The organism is Candidatus Odyssella thessalonicensis L13, assembly GCF_000190415.1.
In the GTDB taxonomy this organism is placed as follows: domain Bacteria; phylum Pseudomonadota; class Alphaproteobacteria; order Paracaedibacterales; family Paracaedibacteraceae; genus Paracaedibacter; species Paracaedibacter thessalonicensis.
The window spans coordinates 428,637-448,380 of record NZ_AEWF01000001.1 but is presented as its reverse complement, the minus strand read 5'-3'; the positions used below and the strand labels follow the sequence as shown (position 1 = coordinate 448,380).

The window sequence follows — 19,744 nt, the reverse complement described above, 5'->3', positions numbered from 1 at the left end:
AAAACCCTCTCTATTCCTGGACATCTTATCCTTTTTTTAGTTGCTTCTCAAGGGCGGTTTAAGGGGAAGAATAATTATTTTAATTTAAGAAATGGGGCATAAATGGTGGCCATCTCCTAATAAGAGAATAACCTGAAAGCTATAAATCCTTTTTATAACTTTCAGGCTATATTGATTCACTAAGAATAAAGTGCGAAGATCTCTATATTTCAATGGCCAGCGCGACGGCTTCGCCGCCACCGATACACAGAGTTGCTATGCCTTTTTTCTTGCCCAAGGTTTTTAACGCATGAATTAAGGTAACAACAACACGCGCTCCACTGGCTCCGATCGGATGGCCTAAAGCACAAGCGCCGCCGAAGACATTAACCTTTTCGTGAGGAATATTGAGATCTTTCATGGCAGCCATGGTCACTACAGCAAAGGCTTCATTGATTTCAAAGAGGTCCACATCAGCAATAGACCAGCCAATTTGCTTGCACAGTTTTTGAACGGCACCCACGGGAGCGGTTGTAAACCATTCTGGTTCGTGAGCAAATGACGCATGGCCTTTAATGGTGGCTAAAGCTTTAAATCCAGCCTTTTCCGCATGGTCTTTATCCATTAACACCACGGCAGCGGCTCCATCAGAAATTGAGGAAGAATTTGCAGCTGTAACCGTTCCATCCTTTTTAAAGGCAGGCTTTAATAAGGGGATCTTTTCAGGATTAACTTTGCCTGGGGTTTCGTCTTCACCAATGATGACATCGCCTTTACGATCTTTGACAGTAACCGCAGTAATCTCGTTTTTAAAGGCGCCACTTTGAACGGCTTTGATGGCTCTTAAAGAAGATTCTTTGGCGAAGTCATCTTGATTCTCGCGCGTAAATCCGTATTTTTCAGCGGTGGCTTCGGCAAAAAGTCCCATCACGCCATTTTCGGTGTAAGCATCTTCTAAGCCATCGAGAAACATGTGGTCAATGATCTTGCCATGACCCAAACGATAACCATTACGAGCTTTCGGTAGCAGGTATGGCGCATTGGTCATGCTTTCCATGCCACCGGCGACAATGGTCTTTGTGTCCCCAGCACGGATTTGGTCGACACCCAACATAATTGCCTTCATGCCTGATCCACAAACTTTATTAACCGTTGCACAGGGCGTGTGTTTGGTGATGCCGGCGTGAATGGCCGCTTGGCGAGCAGGAGCTTGCCCAAGTCCTGCTGGCAGAACGCATCCCATGTAAACTTCCTCGATAGCATCTGGGGATAACTTGATGGTATCTAAAGCGCCTTTTATAGCAGCAGAACCTAAAGCGGTTGCTTTTACGTCATTAAAAGCCCCTTGAAAAGCCCCAATAGGAGTACGTTGAGCAGAAACAATTACAACTTCACGAGCCGGCATAATTTTCCTCTAAATTTGTATCTAGTAATAGTTTTATAGAATCAAGTCTGCGGCAAAGAAGCAAACAAAAACTTAAGGGTTTAACAGAAGGTTAAGAAGATAAAATATTAACTCTGTGCAGAGCTCCTTCTGCAAACCAACGGGTGTGCTTTATGAGAAAGCTGACGTCAAAAAAATAAAATCTCTGAGACTGTATTTCAGAGATTAAGTTTATTAGCGCTGAACTTTCTTATCAAAGATTAGATACTGATTTATTGTTTCGCGCTTTGTTCAGTGTCTTCTTCAACTTGAGCTTGTTCAGAGAGTAAAAGGGTAAGAGTTTCAATAATATTGTCTGGTTTAACTAATTCTAAGTAGCGCTCTTCCCACTTGGTCTGGTGATTTTCGAGCCAGTAGTCAAATCTAAGCTCTTGCTTATCAAGACTTTGGCTTAAAGAAGGGATAGGGTAGGCCATCAAATAAGCTTGAGGGTCGCCCGTCATTAGTTTTATATGGTGCTCAGGCGTGAAATTCGCTTTTGCATCACTAGCGTAATCTCTACAAATCCATTTTGAATGACCACCAAAACCACTTATACTTTCGTTTTTCACATATATGCTGGCGTCATCTAGGTGGGTAGGTATTTTTTTAAGCGAGCGGACAAATTCTGAAATATAATGTTTTGCTGCTTTATTGCCTGTTTTAGCACTCCATCCTTTAAAATTTTCAAGGTTAGTCTTTGTCATTTCAGCTATGGTGGTGGCAATGATAGGATTATCCTTAAAACTTACCAGATCTGTCGCCCGGATAAACGCTAGCATTTGCTTATACAGATTAGACTTCCTTAAAGCATGCATTCTCTGAGTCTCTTCATCCCCGCAATTAAACTTGCCGATGCCGACATCTTTCATTGTTTTGGTATGTTCGGAGCGATTAAATGAATCTTTAAAGATTTCGAGTTTGAGATCACTGTTTTCCAGTTTATACTTTAGGAAGTTAAGAATGCCTCGAGATTTCTTCCTTTCTTCGCCTTCATATTCAAAGGTTGCTTCTTTCAGTTGGCTCATAAATAAATTGATCAAATCTTTTTTGTAGGCTAAAGCTACTGTGGCCCATTCAATCATCTCTTCTTGCAGTTCTTCTTTGCTTTTAGGGGAATCCTTAGTCGACGCTAACAGGCGGCCATAAAACCCTTTCTGTCCAACGACACTTTCTTCAGCAGCCTGCCCTTCAACAATCTCTGCCTCTAAAATAGAGTCACTGGTTGAGGAAGAAGAGGAGTCAGGAGTTTCCATGCTAACAGCTAACTGCACTAAGCAGCTAGTAAATAGAATCTTTTTAAAAAAATTAAGCATTTAGTATTATCCTTTATATAAATTGTTTTTTCAGAAACACTTGCTCATAATAATTTACCGAGAGCAACTGTCAAGAGTGCCCGATTTACCTAAACAGGAGGGGATACTGCTCCAAGTTTGTTTTTTCGTGCTGCTGGGGAGTTAACGCGACGAAGGATTGTTATCGGGGACAGCGGGCGACTGGGTGCTTTGGCGTTCCCACATGGTGGTGTAAAGTCCCCCTTGCGCCAACAATTGTTGATGGGAGCCGCGTTCAGCAATTTGACCACCTTCTAAGACCAGAATTTCATGGGCATGGACGACGGTTGACAATCGGTGCGCAATAATTAAGGTGGTATGATGTTGCGACAAGCTTTCCAGGCTCTTTTGAATCTCTTTCTCCGTGCGGGTATCTAAGGCTGAAGTCGCTTCGTCGAATAAGAAAATCTTAGGTTTCTTTAAGAAGGTCCTAGCAATTGCCACGCGCTGCTTTTCACCCCCTGACAGTTTAAGGCCGCGCTCTCCTACCATGGAGCTGTATCCTTCTGGAAGAGATAAAATAAACTCATGAATTTGGGCTGCTTTAGCGGCTCCAATAATTTCCTCATCAGAAGCCAATGGCCGACCATAAGCAATATTATAACGGATTGTATCATTAAACAGGACCGTATCTTGAGGCACAATACCAATTAAGCGTCGCAATGAATCTTGAGTTACAGTTTTAATATCTTGGCCATCAATTAAAATCTGTCCAGCGATCGGATCATAGAACCGAAACAGCAGACGACTAATGGTCGACTTGCCTGCGCCACTAGAACCGACAATTGCCACAGTTTTACCGGCGGGCACCTCAAAGTTGATGTCTTTTAAAATGGGACGGCGATCATCATAATGGAAAGAAATATTCTTAAAACTAATCGCGCCATGATGGCAGATAAGCTCAGAAGCATTAGGGAGATCTTGGACTTCCCGGGGCGCATCCAACAGACTAAACATCTGTTCCATATTAACTAGAGCGATTTTAATTTCACGGTAAGCAAAGCCCAAAAAGTTAAGAGGTAAGTAAATTTGCAGAACAAAGGCATTGAGGGCCACGAAATCGCCCACTGTTAAATGGCCATTTTTTACTTCTGAACCAGCCATTAACATAATGACAACTAACCCCACGGTGATAATAGCCGCTTGAACAGAATTAAGAAGGGACAGTCCTAAGCGATTTTTAACTGCCGCAATTTTATATCTATCAAGCGCATCACCAAAACGCTGAGATTCATGCTCTTCATTATTAAAATATTTAACTGTTTCATAATTAAGCAGACTATCAACCGCTTTTGTGGTGGCTTCATTGTCAGTTTGATTCATTGTTCGCACATAACTAATGCGCCACTCGGTAATCATTAGTGTCAGGATGATATAACTAGCCAAGGTAAAAATGATGACGATAGCAAAGCTTAAGCCATAGACGTAGGCAAATAAACTGGCAACAAGGATGATTTCCAAAAACGTTGGAATAATATTGAAGGTTAAGAAGGTGAGCAACGTTTCAATAGCTTTAGTGCCCCGCTCAATAACGCGGCTCAAGCCACCGGTTTGGCGCTCAAGATGGAAACGCAGCGAAAGCCCATGAATATGTTTGAAAACCATTAATCCAATTTGACGGATGGCCGATTGGACAACTTCAGCAAATACGCCATCCCGAATCTCGGCGAATAATTGTGAGGTTAATCGGGCCCCACCATAGGCAAGGATAATAAAAATTGGCACTACAGTGTGGGCTCCCAACTCGGGTGAGAGGAAATTGACGGCTTTTTTATAAAGGAAAGGCACATACAGCAGTAAGATTTTACTGGCAACAAGAAGCGTCAGTGCTATGGCGAACCTAACTTTCACGGGGGTATCGGTTGCCCATAAATGGGGCCATAACCGTTTCATATAACGGAAATTAAATTTTAAATCTGTTGGGATCGGTGTTCCTGCCATAATATCCCTATCATTACAGAAAATCGTTTTAGCAACAAGCTAAAGAAATTCTAAGATTTCACGTGGAGATATAATGCTCTGTATTGTTGCAATTTTTAAGGTGCCTGAGCTAATATTAGGGAAATTTTGAAGGAAAAATAATGACAAAGTTCGGATTTATTGCTGTTATCGGTGTGCCAAATGCAGGCAAATCAACACTTATAAACCAATTGGTTGGGCAAAAGGTATCAATTGTCTCCCCTAAGGTGCAAACTACACGTCAGCGCGTCTTAGGAATTGCCATGGTTGACCAAGCACAGCTGGTGTTGATTGATACTCCGGGCATCTTTACTCCTAAGAAGAGATTAGATCGTGCCATGGTCGCCACCGCTTGGGAGGCCGGTAAAGAAGCAGATCAAATTATCTTGATTGTGGATGCGAGTCAGAAAAATCAGTCACCTAGTGAGCAGATTTTAGCCAGCCTTGAGAACCGTCAAATCGTTCTGGTCCTCAATAAGGTGGATGCGGTCGATAAAACTCGCTTGTTAAAGTTAGCTGAGAGCTATCAGCGCTATACGCAAGTTAAAGACATCTTTATGGTATCGGCCTTAACCGGCGATGGGGTCAGCGATTTAGCCGCCTATCTCGCTGATAAGGCGCCTGAAGGACCATGGATGTTTCCCGAAGATGATATCACCGACATGCCGCAGCGATTGTGGGCGGCAGAGATTACCCGTGAACAGCTTTATCATCAGCTCCATCAAGAGCTTCCTTATGATACATTTGTTGAGAGCGAAGCGTGGGAAGAATTTGAAAATGGCAGCGTTAAGATTCATCAGGTCATCTATGTCAGCCGTCCCAATCAAAAATCCATTATTCTTGGTAAAAAGGGTGCAAAGATTAAAAGTATTAGCCAAGCGGCCCGGACTGAATTATCAGCATTATTAGGGCGGCAAGTCCATCTCTATTTATATGTCAAAGTTGCTGAAAATTGGTCAGAAAAGTCAGCGTTCTATCGTAATATGGGGCTTGATTTTAACGCATGAAATGGCAAGAGGAAGGGATCATTTTAAGTGTGCGACAACAAGGGGAGAATTCAGTTGTCGTTTCCTTACTGACCCGAAGTCATGGACGCCATGGCGGGCTCGTCAGAGTTTCTTCTAAAAGTAGACCGGTGATCCAACCCGGAAATTATGTGCAGGCTAGCTGGTCGGCTCGCTTACCAGAACACTTGGGTACCTTTCAGTTAGAACTGATCCAATCTCCGATTGCACGCATTATGGCAGATTCGCTACGTTTAACAGCGATGACCTCTTTGGTAAATACGCTTGACCGTCTTCTAGCTGAACGGCATCTTTATCCCTCTATTTATAATATGACCTATGATCTCATGCAGCAGCTAGCGACAGAAGGGGGTCCCGTATGGCTTAAAGCTTATGCAAGCTTTGAGATAAAAATATTAGAGATATTAGGATATGGCTTAGATTTTTCTCAATGTGCTGCCACCGGACAGCAAACCGATCTAGCCTTCGTTTCTCCTAAATCCGGACGCGCAGTAAGCCGCGAAGCTGGACTCCCTTATGCGGACAGATTATTGGAAATCCCGCAATTTATTCTTACAGAATCAGAGGCAATCTTGCCGGTGGCAGAAATTAAGAAGGCCTTGCAATTGAGTGGCTATTTTCTGGCAAAGTACTTTTTTAACGGAATCATGCCTAACTACCGCTCTCGGTTAGGGGAAGCCCTAAATACTACTTTTGACTAAGAATCAATTACTTGCACTGATATAAGCAAACATATTGATACTTTTGTAGCATTTTTCATAAGTAAAATTTTAGTTTTATTTTACGCAACTTCTGGCATCATATTATAAATCTTTAGTTAAAAGCATATGTCAGAGGGGCAAATAAGGTGTTTTGGAACAGAGTCATTAAGATAGCGTTAATTAGTTTTTGTATGAGCCAATGGGGAGGGATTGTCAACGGAGCAACCATGGAGGTGTCTATGCCGTCTGCCCGCTTATCTTGCTTCGCCAAGGTGATGCTTGATCGCCATAATGGTGAGCGTATTGTTAAGGAAGCTTTTCACTTTGAGCAAATCTATAAGCTCCCTTTTTTCAAGGCGGAGTCTTTCAACTTAGCCGAAGAGTTGGGTGAACTTGAAAAGGGCGAAGTGCTGAACCCAGGACCATTTGCAAAGGAGAGGGGGCTCATCTTTTAAAATTTATTACCACCCTGACCATGCCTCTAATGAAGTGTTAACCTTTGGCGAAATCGAAATGTTCAATGCTTTATTCCAAAGCTTAGAAAATATATTAATGAGCTGCCCTCTGAAAACGTATCCTGATGCCAAGAAGCCAAGAATTTTTAAAGTAGACCAACCCGACTCGGAAAGTGGTGATGAAGAGGGGACGAAACCTGAAGAAGCAATAGATGCCAGTTCCGATGAAGAAGATTCAGAAGCGGAATCCGATGAAGATTATTTCGAGGCGACCCTGTCAGTTATGGAGCGGATCAGGAATGCAGTTCCTGAGGCTCGGCTGATTAAGATTATGGAAAAAAGCATAGAGGAGAAAAAATTTATTGCTGGTTTAACTGCAGCAATTATCACGAAGGAAAGAGAACTTAAGCGCAAGCGACACGAAGAAACCCTATATGCAACTACGGATCAGTATATAACTGATTATCAGAATTATTTAAGCAATCATGAGGATTTCACCATTAGGAGTTCTGCGCTAATTAACGGCGAGGATGGGGTTTTAACAGTTGAGCTCTCCTTACAAGACATTCAACCTGCAGTCGAGACCTATTCTCTGCCTGGAAGGTTGGTCGATTTCCGCTATCACCTTCAGCAGTGGTCAGTAGGAAAACTTATTACAGCACATAATAAACAGATAGAAAAGATTAATGCCAGGAGAAAGAAAGCCAATCATTCTGGCTACTTTCTATAAAGCTTTAAAAAAGTTCGATTGATCGTACAGAAGTTTTCTGGATTACATCCGGTAAGAGAGCATCATTATCAGGACCGTAATTAAATTAGCAGCTGAAGCTTAATGCTTACAGCTGCTTTTTTATAGGAAACTCTTTGATAATTTCGGGCAGGTGCTAAAGTCTAATCTGCCCTCTTATTTTCCCAGGCAAACTTCCTGTGTCCATCCCAATCATTATTAAAGCTTAAGGGATCAATGACATTAGGGTTTATCCTGCTTCCCCTCGACCCGGGTAAAGAGAGTTGGCAGCTTCCGGAATCTTCACTTTCACAATATAGGCCCCATCTTATTTTTTTGAGTTTATGGGGTGCCGGGAAATTCGCTAAGGCAACTCGGGCAAAAGCTTGACAGTGGCCATTATCATAAACACCAACTAAGCTACCGTATTTATCAATAACACATTTTAAAAGATATCCACCCATATTGCCATTGGCTCTCACAGCTGTTGCCATAAATTTATCACCCCAAGCCCGCACGCCTCTGTTGACCTCTCTTCCCCCTAAATTTATTGTAATATTGCTAACAGCTTCACTGTTCTTCCAGATTATGGTTAAAGGAGGGACATTATTAATGTGAAAATCTATAGGCTTACCATTAATTGTGGTTAAGTAGCCCCATTTATTAAAGCTAAGTGGGATCCCTGAGTGATACGGCTCCTCAATGGTGAAAGTTTGATTGTTCTCTGGGCTTTGTACTTTAAGGGTCCAAGTTTCTGGTTTGACTGCTACCTTTTGCCAAACAAGATTTAGACCGTAGGCATAACCTTGTTCATCATTAATCTTAAATGATTCAACATATTCACTGTTAAGATATGACTTATAGGGCAGCGTTGTATCATCAATAAAAATTGCTGTTGTGGCCTTGGCCGCCTGTGCTTCAAAATTTGTAAGTGAAAGCGTCTGTAAGTTGCTAAGTTCTAATGCCTTTTCAGTTAATGTCCCAGAAGCGTCGATAGGGAATCCTTTCAAAAACTGACCCTCATGATTAACAAAGTTTCCATTTTTGTCCGGCACAAATGTGCCTACCCGTGTAAATAAAAGATTCTCATTATCCTCCGGAGCAGAACTGGTTATGAAAAAACCATCCCCATCAATAGCCATATGGGTGCTAAAGTCAGAATCTATGCGCTCTCCACAAGTTTGGTTAGAAACAATAATATCGGCTAACTTAACTGGCTGATCATTGAAATTTCCTTCCTTTTCCATAGCGATGAGCTGAGTTAAGAAGAAAAGGCTAATTATACCTAAGTCAATACAGGATTTTTTGAACATAAAAACCTCAATAAAATGATTAACAATTACAGAATAAAATCTGTTTTAAGGCGGTGTACAGTGGTTAAAAGTCCGTTAATATTGGTTAGCTACAAACTTAAAGAAATGCTTTGAGGAAGGGGAATACTTATCAAGAAAGATAAGTTTCTAGTGCCAATATAAGGCAGAAATTAGGTATTATATGCCCCTATAAAATTTGACGACTGGAAAATGATCAATTTATTCTGCTCAATATCGCCTTAACATTTGCTTTTAAGAGTATATATTAGTAAAAATATTTTCTTTTGATTTTTTAAATTGATAGATATATGATTTGGGATTAATAAATGAAGAAGTTTATAAATAATTCCTGGTGCAGGAATTTAAAGTTAAATAATATATTTAAGGAATATTGCAATGCCGGTAAATAAGAGCTGTAATAAATTGCTAAAGAAATTAGTTTTCTTTCTTCCTATAATCACTATACCTTCGGTGAGTATGGACGCTCCAAGTAGTAGATTAGCTATAATATCCTCTAAAAGCTCGACAGTTCCTACCATTGCTCAAATGATGACACATGCGGTAAATGGTAAGCGTCTTATTCAAGAAGGTTTTGACTACCGTTGCGTTTATGAAATTCCGCCGCCACCATCTATAGCAGAATCGGTAAAAGAATCACTATCGATAGCACCACAAATAAATGCTGATTCTTCTAATAGAATAGAGCTAAAAGCCAAGGAGTCCTTGAAGCTAGAGCAACTAAATGCACAACGTTCTAGCAAAGCATTTGTTTTTGAAGTGAGCTATCTACCTAATAAGAAAACAGGCGCCACTGAAGAGATTATTGCTCTGAGTGATGAGGCGATGTTGCAAAAAATATATCAAGATTTGCAACGAGCTTTATCGGATAGCAAGGAGTCACCGGCAAAGAAGAAAAGAAGAATTTTTGACTCAGAAGAGGAAGAAGCAAAGAGCTCTGATAAGCAATCTTACTCAGAAGAAGAGGATTATCTCTTAGCAGTATTGCAATCGAGTGAGACTTTAAACCATTCTGATTATGCGATGCCTAAATCGTTAACTGAATCAGTAATGCAGAAAACCATTGATATAGAAAAATTTTGCCGTGGTTTTGAGCATATGATCCAAAGAAACGCTCAAACAATAAAGCGAGAGCGTGAGGAAGAAGAGGGTAGTAGTGTAGGGCCACAGTACCTAGCTAATGATTACATTAATAGTTTATCCAGACTAAATAGTTTTAGTTCGGCATACTCTGTTCTCATTAATGGGGTAGAAGGAATCTTGTCAATGGAATTAAGGTTAGAGGCTTTAAACAGCAACGAACCCCACATCTCTCCTTTACCTCTTAGCACCTATGCCCTAAAGGACAAATTGAGGGAATTTGTATGGGGTAAGATATATACACTGTTCAAACAAAATTGCCAAAAGTTAAAAGTTTCAAGTGAATCTCCAGCTTCACATATATATAAGTAAGTATCTTAGAGTCTGTTAAAGACCTCTAAAATCATCCCCCCTTAGGGGAGGATTTTTTACCCCATAATCTCAGACAGGATCAGGGGTTACAGATATTTATTCACTATTTGCTTATACCTTGAACATTCTCAGGATCATGATTGCTATGAATGTTTTGCTACTAAGCTAATATCGTGAAAGATCGTTAAGAATAACTTTCTGAAAAGTTCTGCTTTTTAATAAAGAATTAAGATGTCGATGATAAATTGGAATTAGAATATTGTCCGAAAGGTTAGCTAAGATGACAAACCCATGCCCGATTTGCAATTTTAAACTCCATCGCCATGAAGAATCTCAAAAAGATAAGTATGTTGAAGTACATTGCCACGATTGTGGTGAATATAAGATGGATAAAGATTTAGCAGCAAATTTTCGCCGTAAATTCTTGAGCTTTGATATGTCATCCGTCGGTGGACGCGAGCTTTATGACTCTAATATCCGTAGTATTAGGCGTTTCTTAGCGCGGCATCATCGTGATGTCATCAGCGAAGCCATGATCTCTCAGATTATTGGACTGTATCGTCCGCGTCAGTGATAATTAAGCTATAATTACCACTATCCATTAATTTATAGTAAGTGACGGGAATAACTTGTAGGCGACGTTGTCCATAAGGTTGACCCTAAACTATTGAGCGGAGATTCTATCTTAAGCGTTAGTAGACCTAGGTCTGCTAGAGAATCCGTCTGTGTGCTTTTCCTTAATCCCTTAAAAATAGAAGATCTTGCTGGCCCTTAGGCATATTCTGAAGCAAAAGGGTAAGATGAGAAGGTGCCTACACTAGAAATATTGGCAATCCATGAAAGAACTCAACCCTACGAGCAGAAAAGGAACAGGGCGGTAGTGGCTGTATTAATACTTAATTTATATAAGGATGACATAATTTATACTAGCAAAACGTTTGCAGGATAAAAGATGTCCATCCATTCTAAGCGAAGAATTTTATCTTTTATAAGATTAGAGATAGTTTCTGGACTACTGCTGTTGGTCAGTTTGCTCCTTGCGATAGCGGTTAGTAATAGTAATTTATATGATGAGTATCAAGCGCTAGTTCAATTGCCTATCGGTATTAGATTTGGTGACTTATATCTGGATAAGCCTCTTATCAAGTGGGTTAATGACGGATTAATGGCTCTTTTCTTTTTACTGTTAACCTTGGAGGCAAAGTTTCACTGTTTGGAAGGGGAATTCAAATCGAGAGCAGCTTTTGCCTTGCCCTTTCTGGCTGCTTGTGGTGGAGCTATCATACCCTCTCTGATTTACTATCTTATCAATTCTACAGATTCCAATTTTATAAAAGGTTGGGCGATCCCAATTGCCACTGATACAGCTTTTGTGTTAGGAATCTTAGCCTTCTTTTCTAACAAAATTCCCTTATCTGCTAGGCTGTTTGTTGTTGCTTTATCTATTATTGATGACTTCATAGCTGTCCTTGTATTAGCTGTATTTTATACCAATACATTACATTTTATGCCCTTATTGGTTGCCTTTATATGTTTACTAATTTTGGGGCTCTTACATGCGATGAGGATAAGTAATTTATCATTATATCTTTTATTCGGCACTGTGTTGTGGTTAGCACTTGTGGAAGCAGGGATCCACGGCACAATTGCTGGGGTGTTATTAGGTAGTTTTATTCCATTATATAACTCAAAGTATGGGGATAAAAACGCTTCGCCTTTGAAAAGGTTGGAGTCTTACTTGCATCCCCTTGTGACTTTCGTGATACTTCCTCTTTTTGCCTTTCTTAATGGTGAAATTAATTTTCAAGAATTAGCAGTTAAAGATTTCTTCTCTCCAATTAGCTTAGGGATTATTGGCGGTCTTTTTGTCGGTAAACAATTGGGAATTATGGTTTCTTCTTATATTGCTATCCGCTTAAACATCTGCCAGCTTCCTCATAATATGTCCTGGAGAATATACTATGGGACCAGCATTTTATGTGGCATAGGCTTTACATTTAGTATATTTATTGGGTTGTTGTCATTTGAAAAGATCGCCTATATTAACCAGATGAAGTTAGGCGTTATTGGTGCCTCATTTCTCTCAGCGTTTGCAGGTCTCATGATTCTCAGAGGGGCTCCTAATTTATCTCACAATAAGTAAGGTATAAATTAGCTTATATAAGTGATAGAGCACCTTATCATTTCTTAGCAGCGCAGCAATAATTAAGGCATTAGGATCTACAGCTTATGAAAAGGGCATGTTAATAAAGAAGCTTTTGAGATCTCATAGGTAGTATTAGTCAAGGAACAATAAGATTCAATAAATTTGCCAAGGATAAAACTATATAAAAAAAGCTTCCCTGAGGAAGCTTTCAAATGTCTTTAAAGCACAAGACTATTTAATCTTTGTTTCTTTGAACATTACGTGCTTGCGAGCTACTGGGTCGTATTTACGGAACTCAAACTTTTCTGGCTTTTTACGTGGATTTTTCTTAGCAACGTAAAAATAGCCTGTGTCTGCAGTGCTCAACATTTTAATTGCGATTGTTGCGGCCTTTGCCATATCTAATCTCCATGATGTGTTGTCTAAACACAAATTTATATTTTACTATATATAACAAATAGACACAGAAGGGTCAAATGGTTTAAATCATTTTTCCCTGCTTAAAATCTTAAGTTTTAGATGAGGCTGCCTTAGCCAGTTAGCCTCCGCCATTGTGAACCGAAAAAATTTATTCTTGGTCGGCGGAAGCGGTGGCTTCAGGAGCCGGAGGGCTTTCGGTTGCTTGGTCTGCTGACGTAGGGGGAATCGGCTCTTCTTGATCCTCTGTGGGCTCAGTGGGCCGTTGATTACCCAACGTTAAGACTGCTTGGTTAGCTTTTTGCAGAACTGAGTCTGGTAAATCAGGCGCCAAAGTCGGGAAGGGCGGGATGCGAACCGGTTTACCCGATTGGCGACCTTTACGGGGCGAGAGAATGGTTACCCGGATAAAGGCAAGAGTTTTATCTTCTGGGCCATTGGGAATCTCATACTTCAGAATATAAGGCGTTGGTTCGGCTAACGCACTGTACTCACTTTGTAAGGCTTGCTGTTGGCGGATCATCCAGAACAGCGACCACCGGCCGGGATAGCGATAAGTAACGGTGCCTTCTTCCACTTCCATATTGGCTTGATTAGGATCTTTATAGGGCTGCATGCGTGCCATGGGCGGCCAGCGGAAGCTTACTTGGATCTCATTACCAAAGCTCCATTGACCCACTTTAGATTTATCATGATTGGTAATAACGTGCGTATCATTAGGTGTGAGCGTCCAATCAATAATTAAATTAGATCTCATTTCCCGCTCACGGTTAACACGGAAAGCGACTTCAATATCAAAGGTTGGAACTTCAGCAGGAACCGGGGATTTTAGAAAGCTTTCAAAGAAAACCTTAAGTTTTTCCATAGCGGTAAGGAAGGTAAAGGAATCTTCCGCTTCAGCGCCAAGCTGATAAACTTGATCATAGATTACTTTAGGATCATTTCCTAAATCTTTATAAATGCGGAAAAATTCTTTAATGTTATCCGGTTCTGCTTCAGGCGAGTCAGGTTGTGGGTTGGCCAGGAACGGAAATTTATCGCGAATATTGTCATTAAAGTATTCGGCAAGGCGCTGATAATTACTGATGCTTTGTTGGCGACGTAAAATCTCGCATTGTGCTCGGATGCCGCGCTTCATCTCATCCCGGCGATTTAAGAGGTAATCGCCGGAGCCACTGCGCACATCCTTAAGGGGAATCTTGGTAAAGCATTTCTGTAAGTCGATATCACTTAGATCCTTGCTCAGGCTTTCCTCAAGGATCTGTAAGGAATTGCCTGGCTTTTTCTTTTCATAACCATCCACATCATCAATTAAGCGTTTCCATTTGAACACAAGGTCATCTTGACCGGCGTACTCCCTAAGGATTGGGGCGGCTAGAAACTGCACCATAAATGTGGCGTATTCATGGGTTAGGCGGCGAAGCAGCGCCCTTTGTTTTTCTAGATAATTTCCTAAATCAATGGCGTCTTTAACATTATATCCATCAAGAATAGGCGAAGAGATTCCATTCCACCAGCTGAAATTGTCTTCTTTAACTTTATAAAGGCCGTAGCCTTCTAACAGTTGATCCACTTGCTCTAAAAGACGCGTCGAGAGCGTTCCTAAAAGCGTTCTTAATTCGACGAAGCCTGTGCCCACGCCGCCATCATTCATCACTTCTAATAGCTTAATAAATTTAGGAACAATTGTTTTAACGTCATCAATTTTATTTCGCAGGGTTTCTTCAGCTGCTGCAATTGTTGACTGCGATAACGGGCGTGGGGTGATGGTTTGCGCTTTAGCAATTAAGCTGACAATGTTTTTCTGAAGGTTGGCTCGTATACTTTCCTTAAGGGTACCACGGATTCCCGGTGGTAATTCATCAAAATGCTGCTCCATATATTGCTCATAGCTTTTAACCTCATCCGTGGCAAAATCGATCAGTTTCGAATTCCAGAATACGACGTGGGTCTCCGGAATCTTCGAGACAAACATCTCTCCGGTAGGCTCCGTCATAAAGGATTGATTGAAGAGCAATGTTAAGCTTTTTTCGAGATTAATCAAGCCGTCAGAAGGGCGAGCCCTTTTAGGGTCATCCATCGGCTTGCGCGGTGCTAGCATATTGTTAAGCTCTAACATGCTTTGCTGGAATTGACGGTAGCCAGTTGCTGTTGCAGCTGCAAAAAGATGGACCATATCTGGCCCAAATAGCTTAAAGCTGCTTATTTGTCCCATCAATTCTGAAAAATCCACGCCTGCATCAAAATAATCGCCGTCCATCCAGGTTTTACCTGGTTCACCAAGGTGAGGAATAGCTTGGCGGAGATCCCGGGCAATTTCTCTTAAAGGATCAAGAGAGGGAACTTCTTCCTTGGGGCTTTTGCCATAGGCCCGAGTAATCAATTTTAGTTTACCAATAATCGAATTCTCAGTCCGGGCCGAGAACATACTATTAATAAAGTGGCTGTAAAGATGGTTTAAAGTTTCTCTGGCCGTGCCTTGATAGGGATTGAGATCAATTTTAGGATAAGGCACATCTTTTAACACTCGACGAAAGCTCGAGTAATTTTTCAAGAATTCCTTAGGAAGTTCAATGCCTAAAGTATACTGGACCACATCTTTTAACAGTTCAGGGTCGGCACTTTCTTGCAGGCGATTGTACTTGTCGATATGGTTGCTCAGGTCAATGAAGCGTTGCACATAGCTCTTGAAAAGTTGGTATTCCACCGTATTCACGGGCGTTAACATATCCGCCAGAGCGCGCGTATAATCGTCGGCCCCGACTCGAAATGTGAGCATATCGCGCGCCTTTAAAAGCAGATCCATATAAACTGTTCTGAGGATGATTTGATCGTAGGATACTTTAAGCGATGTCTTCAAATTATCGCTGATGGGACTAAACCAGGACGAAGGCATAAATATTGAAAAGAAATCAGCCTTTTGCAAATTATCCATCATATCGAGCAGTTGACGCGTCTGCTCATCAAACATTTGGGCGGTAACTCGGTTTTGGTCCAAGCGTGTTGCAGGGATCTGGTACAGAATTGAACTTACTTTACCAAGTACCGGTAACAAGTAATCTCGATTTTGGCTAAAATTGTCATAGGTTTTTAAGATGCCCCACGTGCCAATACCCATAAACCCAACAATTCCAGCTTTGGCGTAATTCAAATGTTTGTTGGCTGAGATTAGACGCTGGCGAATAGGTTGCGCCAGACCCGTTTCCTTAAAAATCTTAGCTTCAAGAATATCTTTCAAGAAGAAGATAGGGGTTTGGGCGTCTGATTTCTCAGGGGACGTTTCCAACGCCCCAATCGGGGTGGTGATTACCGATTCTGGCTCATCCTCTTGGGCCATAATATTTAACTGTTCCGGATTAAGATGAGCCCCACTATCACCACAAAAATAGATGCCCCGAAGCAGCAATGATTCATCATAAGAGGTAATCTTAAAAATATGGTTCATATAGATGGAGAGCGGCTTCTGGAGATGCATCAGCTCAGAAGGGAATACAAACACGCCATCGCGAGATAATTCATCGGTGCCTTGGCCGAGTATTTCTAATTTTAGGCGGGTTAGAGTGTTTTTTATTGAGCCAAATGCTTCAGAAATCCAAGCCGCGGAGTAAGCGGTCCCTGGCAGATAGGGCGACGACCAGCCAATCATATTATGGCGGTTATTATAAGGAATACATTTGCAGAATTGTTGGAAACCAGGTATCGCATCCGTCTTAGTGATGACTACATAGACAGGAAGTCTTAAGCCCATATAATTCTGGACAGCGATCAATTTCTGCGAGATAAAGCGAGCGCGATCCCCAATCTCCTCGGCCGAGAGCTTATTTTTACCATATAATTCAGTGGCGGGTATGGTCAGAATGATCCCGTCCGCCGGGCGACGATGACGATAGCGCGCTAAAAGATTAACAATTGTTTGCCATCCGCGTTCATCAGCCTCTGTGCCCCGAGATCTAATCAGCAAATCACCGCGGATATCGAGAATGACGCCGCGATTTAAGAACCACCATTTTAAGCCAGGATTATCCTCATGAACGCCAAAGGTGGGCTTACCCAGCGGTAAAGCAACGCCACCACGCTCTATTAAACTACTTTTTCCAGAACTGGACGGGCCAATCATAAGATACCAGGGCAAGAAATACTTGTAATTTACAGTATCTAGACGGTTACGTAATAATTTGAGGGCTCGCAGAAAGATAAGACTCAAATCGCCGACCTTAAAATATCCCCGAAGGGTCAGATAACGGGAGAAGAATCCCCCCCAAGGTGGCGTTTTATCTTCCGGTGGTAGCAAATCTTCAGCTGCTTTGGCGGATCCGGGCGGCACACGTTTGTCAATTTCAGTTTGCACCTTACGAGATGTTACATATAAAAACAGTAACATCAAGAGTAAAGCAATAATTGCCCCCGAGATGACAATAAGGTGAAGATATGCGTTCAGTCCTGAAATAAAGTCCATTATGGTCTTCATGATAAGCCTAACTTTTGTGCTTGGGTCAGAATTTGTCCTAAAGCATCATCCATATCGCGGACAAGCTTGAACCATAGGAATGAGGAGATAACGATAAAGATGAAAAGGATCGCCGCAAAAGCCGTAAACCAACTGCGGACATCCGGGATACCTTTACCGGCAGGTAAAGAAATTGCATGGTCATAGCACGCCGGAATTAAGTGTTCTCGGCCTGTCGTAAATAAGGCAGGCGAGTGTCGGTGAATCATTTTATATAGTTCACGTTGGTACCACAGGATCTGAGGATCAGCGTTTTCGCCGCGATACTTACCTTTAAATCCTAAAGATAGAACTAACATATAAATGGTCGCCACATCATTCCTGACCGGATCATTAGCATTTAGAAGATCATCAATTTTACTGAAGATCAGCTCACCGGCAACTTGAGTGTGAAAGAGCTGCTTTTCCATTAGATTGCGCTCCCAGCGATTCTTTCCAACCCAAGAAAAGGCTAAAAAGGTCTCATCAAGAAGGGCAGCCATCCCATACAGAGTATCTTGGAAGTGGGTAACAGCAAACTCACCCACTTGATTTTGGGCATTTAAGGAAAATCGCTCAAACATCAGACGAAATTGATGCTGGATTTTATCGGTAATACTTTCTAATTCGACCGGCGTGTTGGTGGCTTCATTGAGTAAACTTTCATCACTTTGTGACGCCTCAACTGGAGATTGACTGGGGGCGTTTTTTAAAGGGATGTCGCGGCTGTCCTCTAAAGTACGCAGAGCGATTTCCTTTTGAATAAGTAATTCCCGGTAGAAATCTTGGAAGTTTTGCATGAGAAAATTAGCGGTAATAGCGGAGGAATCAATCGTCATGCTTCTTCACTTCTCTGCAAGTAATTCACAATATCTCGCCCCAATTCGGCATGCCGCAGGTATAAAATGACTTCTGCGGGCCGCTTTTCTTTGGTGTCGGCGGGATTAAATATATAAAGGCGCTCATTGGGAATAATGAAGGCATTATCTGTTTTAATATTAAACAGGACCACCCCTCGGCCAGGCATTAAATCAATAATATCAGAGTTATCCATAACTTGTCGTGGGGTCCCTAAGATTCGTCGCACCCGCACGGACTCCAGCATCGGCTCACTGACAATAATTGCATCTTTCATCCATTCAATGAGTTCTGATTCACTTAAGGTACCATTACTCTTAAGCCCAATCATCAAACGCTGGGTTAAAATCTCGGGTTGTAATTTTATCGAGAAGTAATCATCCCGGGCCGCAAAGAGCATAATACTGAAAGCTTTTTCTAAGCTATCTGTGATAAGCGATACCCATTCAATTAATGGTAAACAACTGTTCAATATTTCATTGTGTTGATAAGGGGGAAATACTGGTGGGATTTGACCTAAGCGTAAGGTCGATAGCTTTCCCGCGATCTGGCAAAGCGCCTGATGTAAATCAGCAGGATGTGGCTGTCCTGATTGTAAAAGCGGCTCTAATAAGGGTAAGCTTTCAAGCAGAGGCTTAAGTTGGGCTGCTGTTTCCCCGAGTAAGGGGGTGCCAATCTGGGTTTGCCATTTCTCAGATAAAAATGCTGCTTTTTCGCGAAAACGACGGATCAACTGGCTGCATTTCTCCGCCAAGGGGCTCAAGGCATTTATGCTAAAGCACGGAGGGATATAACTGGCTAAGGCATATACATTATCAATATACTCAACCTTAGCGATTGGAATGCTAACATAGCGCGGCGGTGGCGTATCAGCTAGGATTAACGATAATTTGGGTTGCAAGCGAGGAATATGAACGACATTATCTGCCGCATTGTAATCCGGTACTTCATCCCCCTCGATGGCCACATACCGCGGCCATTCCCCAGTAATCGGAGAAATTCCCTGCATTAACTCTGGAACGCATAAATATATGGTGCGGGCGTGCTCAGCGAGGCTGGCTTGGAATGGTTTAAGGTCAAGCTGTAGCTGAATATTGTCAGGCCGGGCAGAATAATCAAGGATTAAGCCATCAGGCAAAATTGCTTTAAGTTCGATAACTGTTAGCAGCCCAGTGGGAAGCGTCACATTATCGAGTTGAAGATCAATAATTCCCCAATGATGAGGGCTCAGACTTTTTAAATGAGCCGATAGAATTTGCTGAGATCTTAATTCAAGTTGTTGAAAGTGTTGCGGAGAAAGCAACATTCCTTCGTACCATTGAATGGCTGGTACTAAAGGAAAATTCTGACTCATATCAAAATCCTTAAAAAATTAATTAAAAATTTACGTTTCCTTTTTAGTATGCAAATATTAATTGAAAGACACAAGAGGAAATGCGCGGATCCTTATT

15 protein-coding genes are annotated in these 19,744 nt (G+C 41.6%); 7 read left to right on the top strand and 8 right to left on the bottom strand.

Features of this window, described 5'->3' with window-relative positions:
- Positions 1-202: 202 nt before the first annotated feature.
- From HMO_RS0102200 to HMO_RS0102190, 3 genes are all read right to left on the bottom strand, one after another.
- Positions 203-1,384 carry a thiolase family protein gene (locus HMO_RS0102200; protein ID WP_010298176.1) on the bottom strand — a complete coding sequence of 394 codons (1,182 nt, stop codon included), beginning with the start codon at positions 1,382-1,384 and terminating at the stop codon, positions 203-205.
- A 251-nt stretch (positions 1,385-1,635) separates the two neighbouring features.
- A complete protein-coding gene (locus HMO_RS0102195; protein ID WP_010298174.1) occupies positions 1,636-2,718 on the bottom strand; it encodes a hypothetical protein in 1,083 nt (360 codons plus the stop codon).
- Positions 2,719-2,859: 141 nt separating this feature from the next.
- Positions 2,860-4,677: an ABCB family ABC transporter ATP-binding protein/permease gene (locus tag HMO_RS0102190; protein ID WP_010298171.1), complete on the bottom strand. Its 1,818-nt coding sequence runs from the start codon at positions 4,675-4,677 to the stop codon at positions 2,860-2,862.
- 140 nt (positions 4,678-4,817) lie between these two features.
- Here HMO_RS0102190 and era point away from each other — a divergent pair, with 140 nt between their 5' ends.
- The 4 genes from era (at position 4,818) to HMO_RS0102170 (ending at position 7,606) form a co-directional block, all read left to right on the top strand.
- A complete protein-coding gene (era, locus tag HMO_RS0102185) occupies positions 4,818-5,702 on the top strand; it encodes a GTPase Era (protein ID WP_010298168.1) in 885 nt (294 codons plus the stop codon).
- The gene (gene recO, locus HMO_RS0102180; protein ID WP_010298165.1) at positions 5,699-6,421 is read left to right on the top strand and encodes a DNA repair protein RecO; all 723 of its coding nucleotides are present in this window, start codon (positions 5,699-5,701) and stop codon (positions 6,419-6,421) included. Before era ends, recO begins: the two co-directional genes overlap by 4 nt.
- 146 nt (positions 6,422-6,567) lie before the next feature.
- A complete protein-coding gene (locus HMO_RS0102175; RefSeq protein WP_029448211.1) occupies positions 6,568-6,876 on the top strand; it encodes a hypothetical protein in 309 nt (102 codons plus the stop codon).
- A gap of 58 nt (positions 6,877-6,934) precedes the next feature.
- Complete coding sequence (locus tag HMO_RS0102170) at positions 6,935-7,606, top strand: hypothetical protein (protein WP_139016799.1); 672 nt, start codon at positions 6,935-6,937, stop codon at positions 7,604-7,606.
- Positions 7,607-7,767: 161 nt separating this feature from the next.
- On the opposite strand, the gene HMO_RS0102165 is transcribed toward HMO_RS0102170, so the two are convergent.
- Complete coding sequence (locus tag HMO_RS0102165; RefSeq protein ID WP_010298159.1) at positions 7,768-8,916, bottom strand: flagellar hook-basal body complex protein; 1,149 nt, start codon at positions 8,914-8,916, stop codon at positions 7,768-7,770.
- A 396-nt stretch (positions 8,917-9,312) separates the two neighbouring features.
- Between HMO_RS0102165 and HMO_RS0102160 the strand changes: the two genes are divergently transcribed.
- From HMO_RS0102160 to nhaA, 3 genes are all read left to right on the top strand, one after another.
- Positions 9,313-10,386 carry a hypothetical protein gene (locus HMO_RS0102160; RefSeq protein ID WP_010298157.1) on the top strand — a complete coding sequence of 358 codons (1,074 nt, stop codon included), beginning with the start codon at positions 9,313-9,315 and terminating at the stop codon, positions 10,384-10,386.
- A gap of 280 nt (positions 10,387-10,666) precedes the next feature.
- Positions 10,667-10,960 carry a hypothetical protein gene (locus HMO_RS0102155; RefSeq protein ID WP_010298155.1) on the top strand — a complete coding sequence of 98 codons (294 nt, stop codon included), beginning with the start codon at positions 10,667-10,669 and terminating at the stop codon, positions 10,958-10,960.
- 378 nt (positions 10,961-11,338) lie between these two features.
- Positions 11,339-12,529: a Na+/H+ antiporter NhaA gene (gene nhaA / locus HMO_RS0102150; RefSeq protein ID WP_010298152.1), complete on the top strand. Its 1,191-nt coding sequence runs from the start codon at positions 11,339-11,341 to the stop codon at positions 12,527-12,529.
- A 234-nt stretch (positions 12,530-12,763) separates the two neighbouring features.
- Here nhaA and rpmG read toward each other — a convergent pair whose 3' ends face one another.
- The 4 genes from rpmG to tssK form a co-directional block, all read right to left on the bottom strand.
- Entirely contained in the window at positions 12,764-12,931 is a 168-nt protein-coding gene (gene rpmG, locus HMO_RS0102145) for a 50S ribosomal protein L33 (RefSeq protein WP_010298149.1), read from the bottom strand.
- A gap of 169 nt (positions 12,932-13,100) precedes the next feature.
- A complete protein-coding gene (locus HMO_RS0102140) occupies positions 13,101-17,417 on the bottom strand; it encodes a type VI secretion protein IcmF/TssM N-terminal domain-containing protein (RefSeq protein ID WP_010298146.1) in 4,317 nt (1,438 codons plus the stop codon).
- Positions 17,414-18,274, bottom strand: a complete 861-nt coding sequence (locus HMO_RS15365) for a DotU family type IV/VI secretion system protein (protein WP_010298144.1) — start codon at positions 18,272-18,274, stop codon at positions 17,414-17,416. The genes HMO_RS0102140 and HMO_RS15365 overlap by 4 nt, the downstream gene beginning before the upstream one ends.
- A complete protein-coding gene (gene tssK, locus HMO_RS0102130; protein ID WP_010298140.1) occupies positions 18,271-19,647 on the bottom strand; it encodes a type VI secretion system baseplate subunit TssK in 1,377 nt (458 codons plus the stop codon). Before tssK ends, HMO_RS15365 begins: the two co-directional genes overlap by 4 nt.
- Positions 19,648-19,744: the final 97 nt, after the last annotated feature.

Excerpts from the sequence above, each read along its gene's own strand:
- HMO_RS0102200 (WP_010298176.1), bottom strand. The coding sequence starts at position 1,384 with ATGCCGGCTCGTGAAGTTGTAATTGTTTCTGCTCAACGTACTCCTATT.
- HMO_RS0102195 (WP_010298174.1), bottom strand. The coding sequence starts at position 2,718 with ATGCTTAATTTTTTTAAAAAGATTCTATTTACTAGCTGCTTAGTGCAG.
- HMO_RS0102190 (WP_010298171.1), bottom strand. The coding sequence starts at position 4,677 with ATGGCAGGAACACCGATCCCAACAGATTTAAAATTTAATTTCCGTTAT.
- era (WP_010298168.1), top strand. The coding sequence starts at position 4,818 with ATGACAAAGTTCGGATTTATTGCTGTTATCGGTGTGCCAAATGCAGGC.
- recO (WP_010298165.1), top strand. The coding sequence starts at position 5,699 with ATGAAATGGCAAGAGGAAGGGATCATTTTAAGTGTGCGACAACAAGGG.
- HMO_RS0102170 (WP_139016799.1), top strand. The coding sequence starts at position 6,935 with ATGTTCAATGCTTTATTCCAAAGCTTAGAAAATATATTAATGAGCTGC.
- HMO_RS0102165 (WP_010298159.1), bottom strand. The coding sequence starts at position 8,916 with ATGTTCAAAAAATCCTGTATTGACTTAGGTATAATTAGCCTTTTCTTC.
- HMO_RS0102160 (WP_010298157.1), top strand. The coding sequence starts at position 9,313 with ATGCCGGTAAATAAGAGCTGTAATAAATTGCTAAAGAAATTAGTTTTC.
- HMO_RS0102155 (WP_010298155.1), top strand. The coding sequence starts at position 10,667 with ATGACAAACCCATGCCCGATTTGCAATTTTAAACTCCATCGCCATGAA.
- nhaA (WP_010298152.1), top strand. The coding sequence starts at position 11,339 with ATGTCCATCCATTCTAAGCGAAGAATTTTATCTTTTATAAGATTAGAG.
- rpmG (WP_010298149.1), bottom strand. The coding sequence starts at position 12,931 with ATGGCAAAGGCCGCAACAATCGCAATTAAAATGTTGAGCACTGCAGAC.
- HMO_RS0102140 (WP_010298146.1), bottom strand. The coding sequence starts at position 17,417 with ATGAAGACCATAATGGACTTTATTTCAGGACTGAACGCATATCTTCAC.
- HMO_RS15365 (WP_010298144.1), bottom strand. The coding sequence starts at position 18,274 with ATGACGATTGATTCCTCCGCTATTACCGCTAATTTTCTCATGCAAAAC.
- tssK (WP_010298140.1), bottom strand. The coding sequence starts at position 19,647 with ATGAGTCAGAATTTTCCTTTAGTACCAGCCATTCAATGGTACGAAGGA.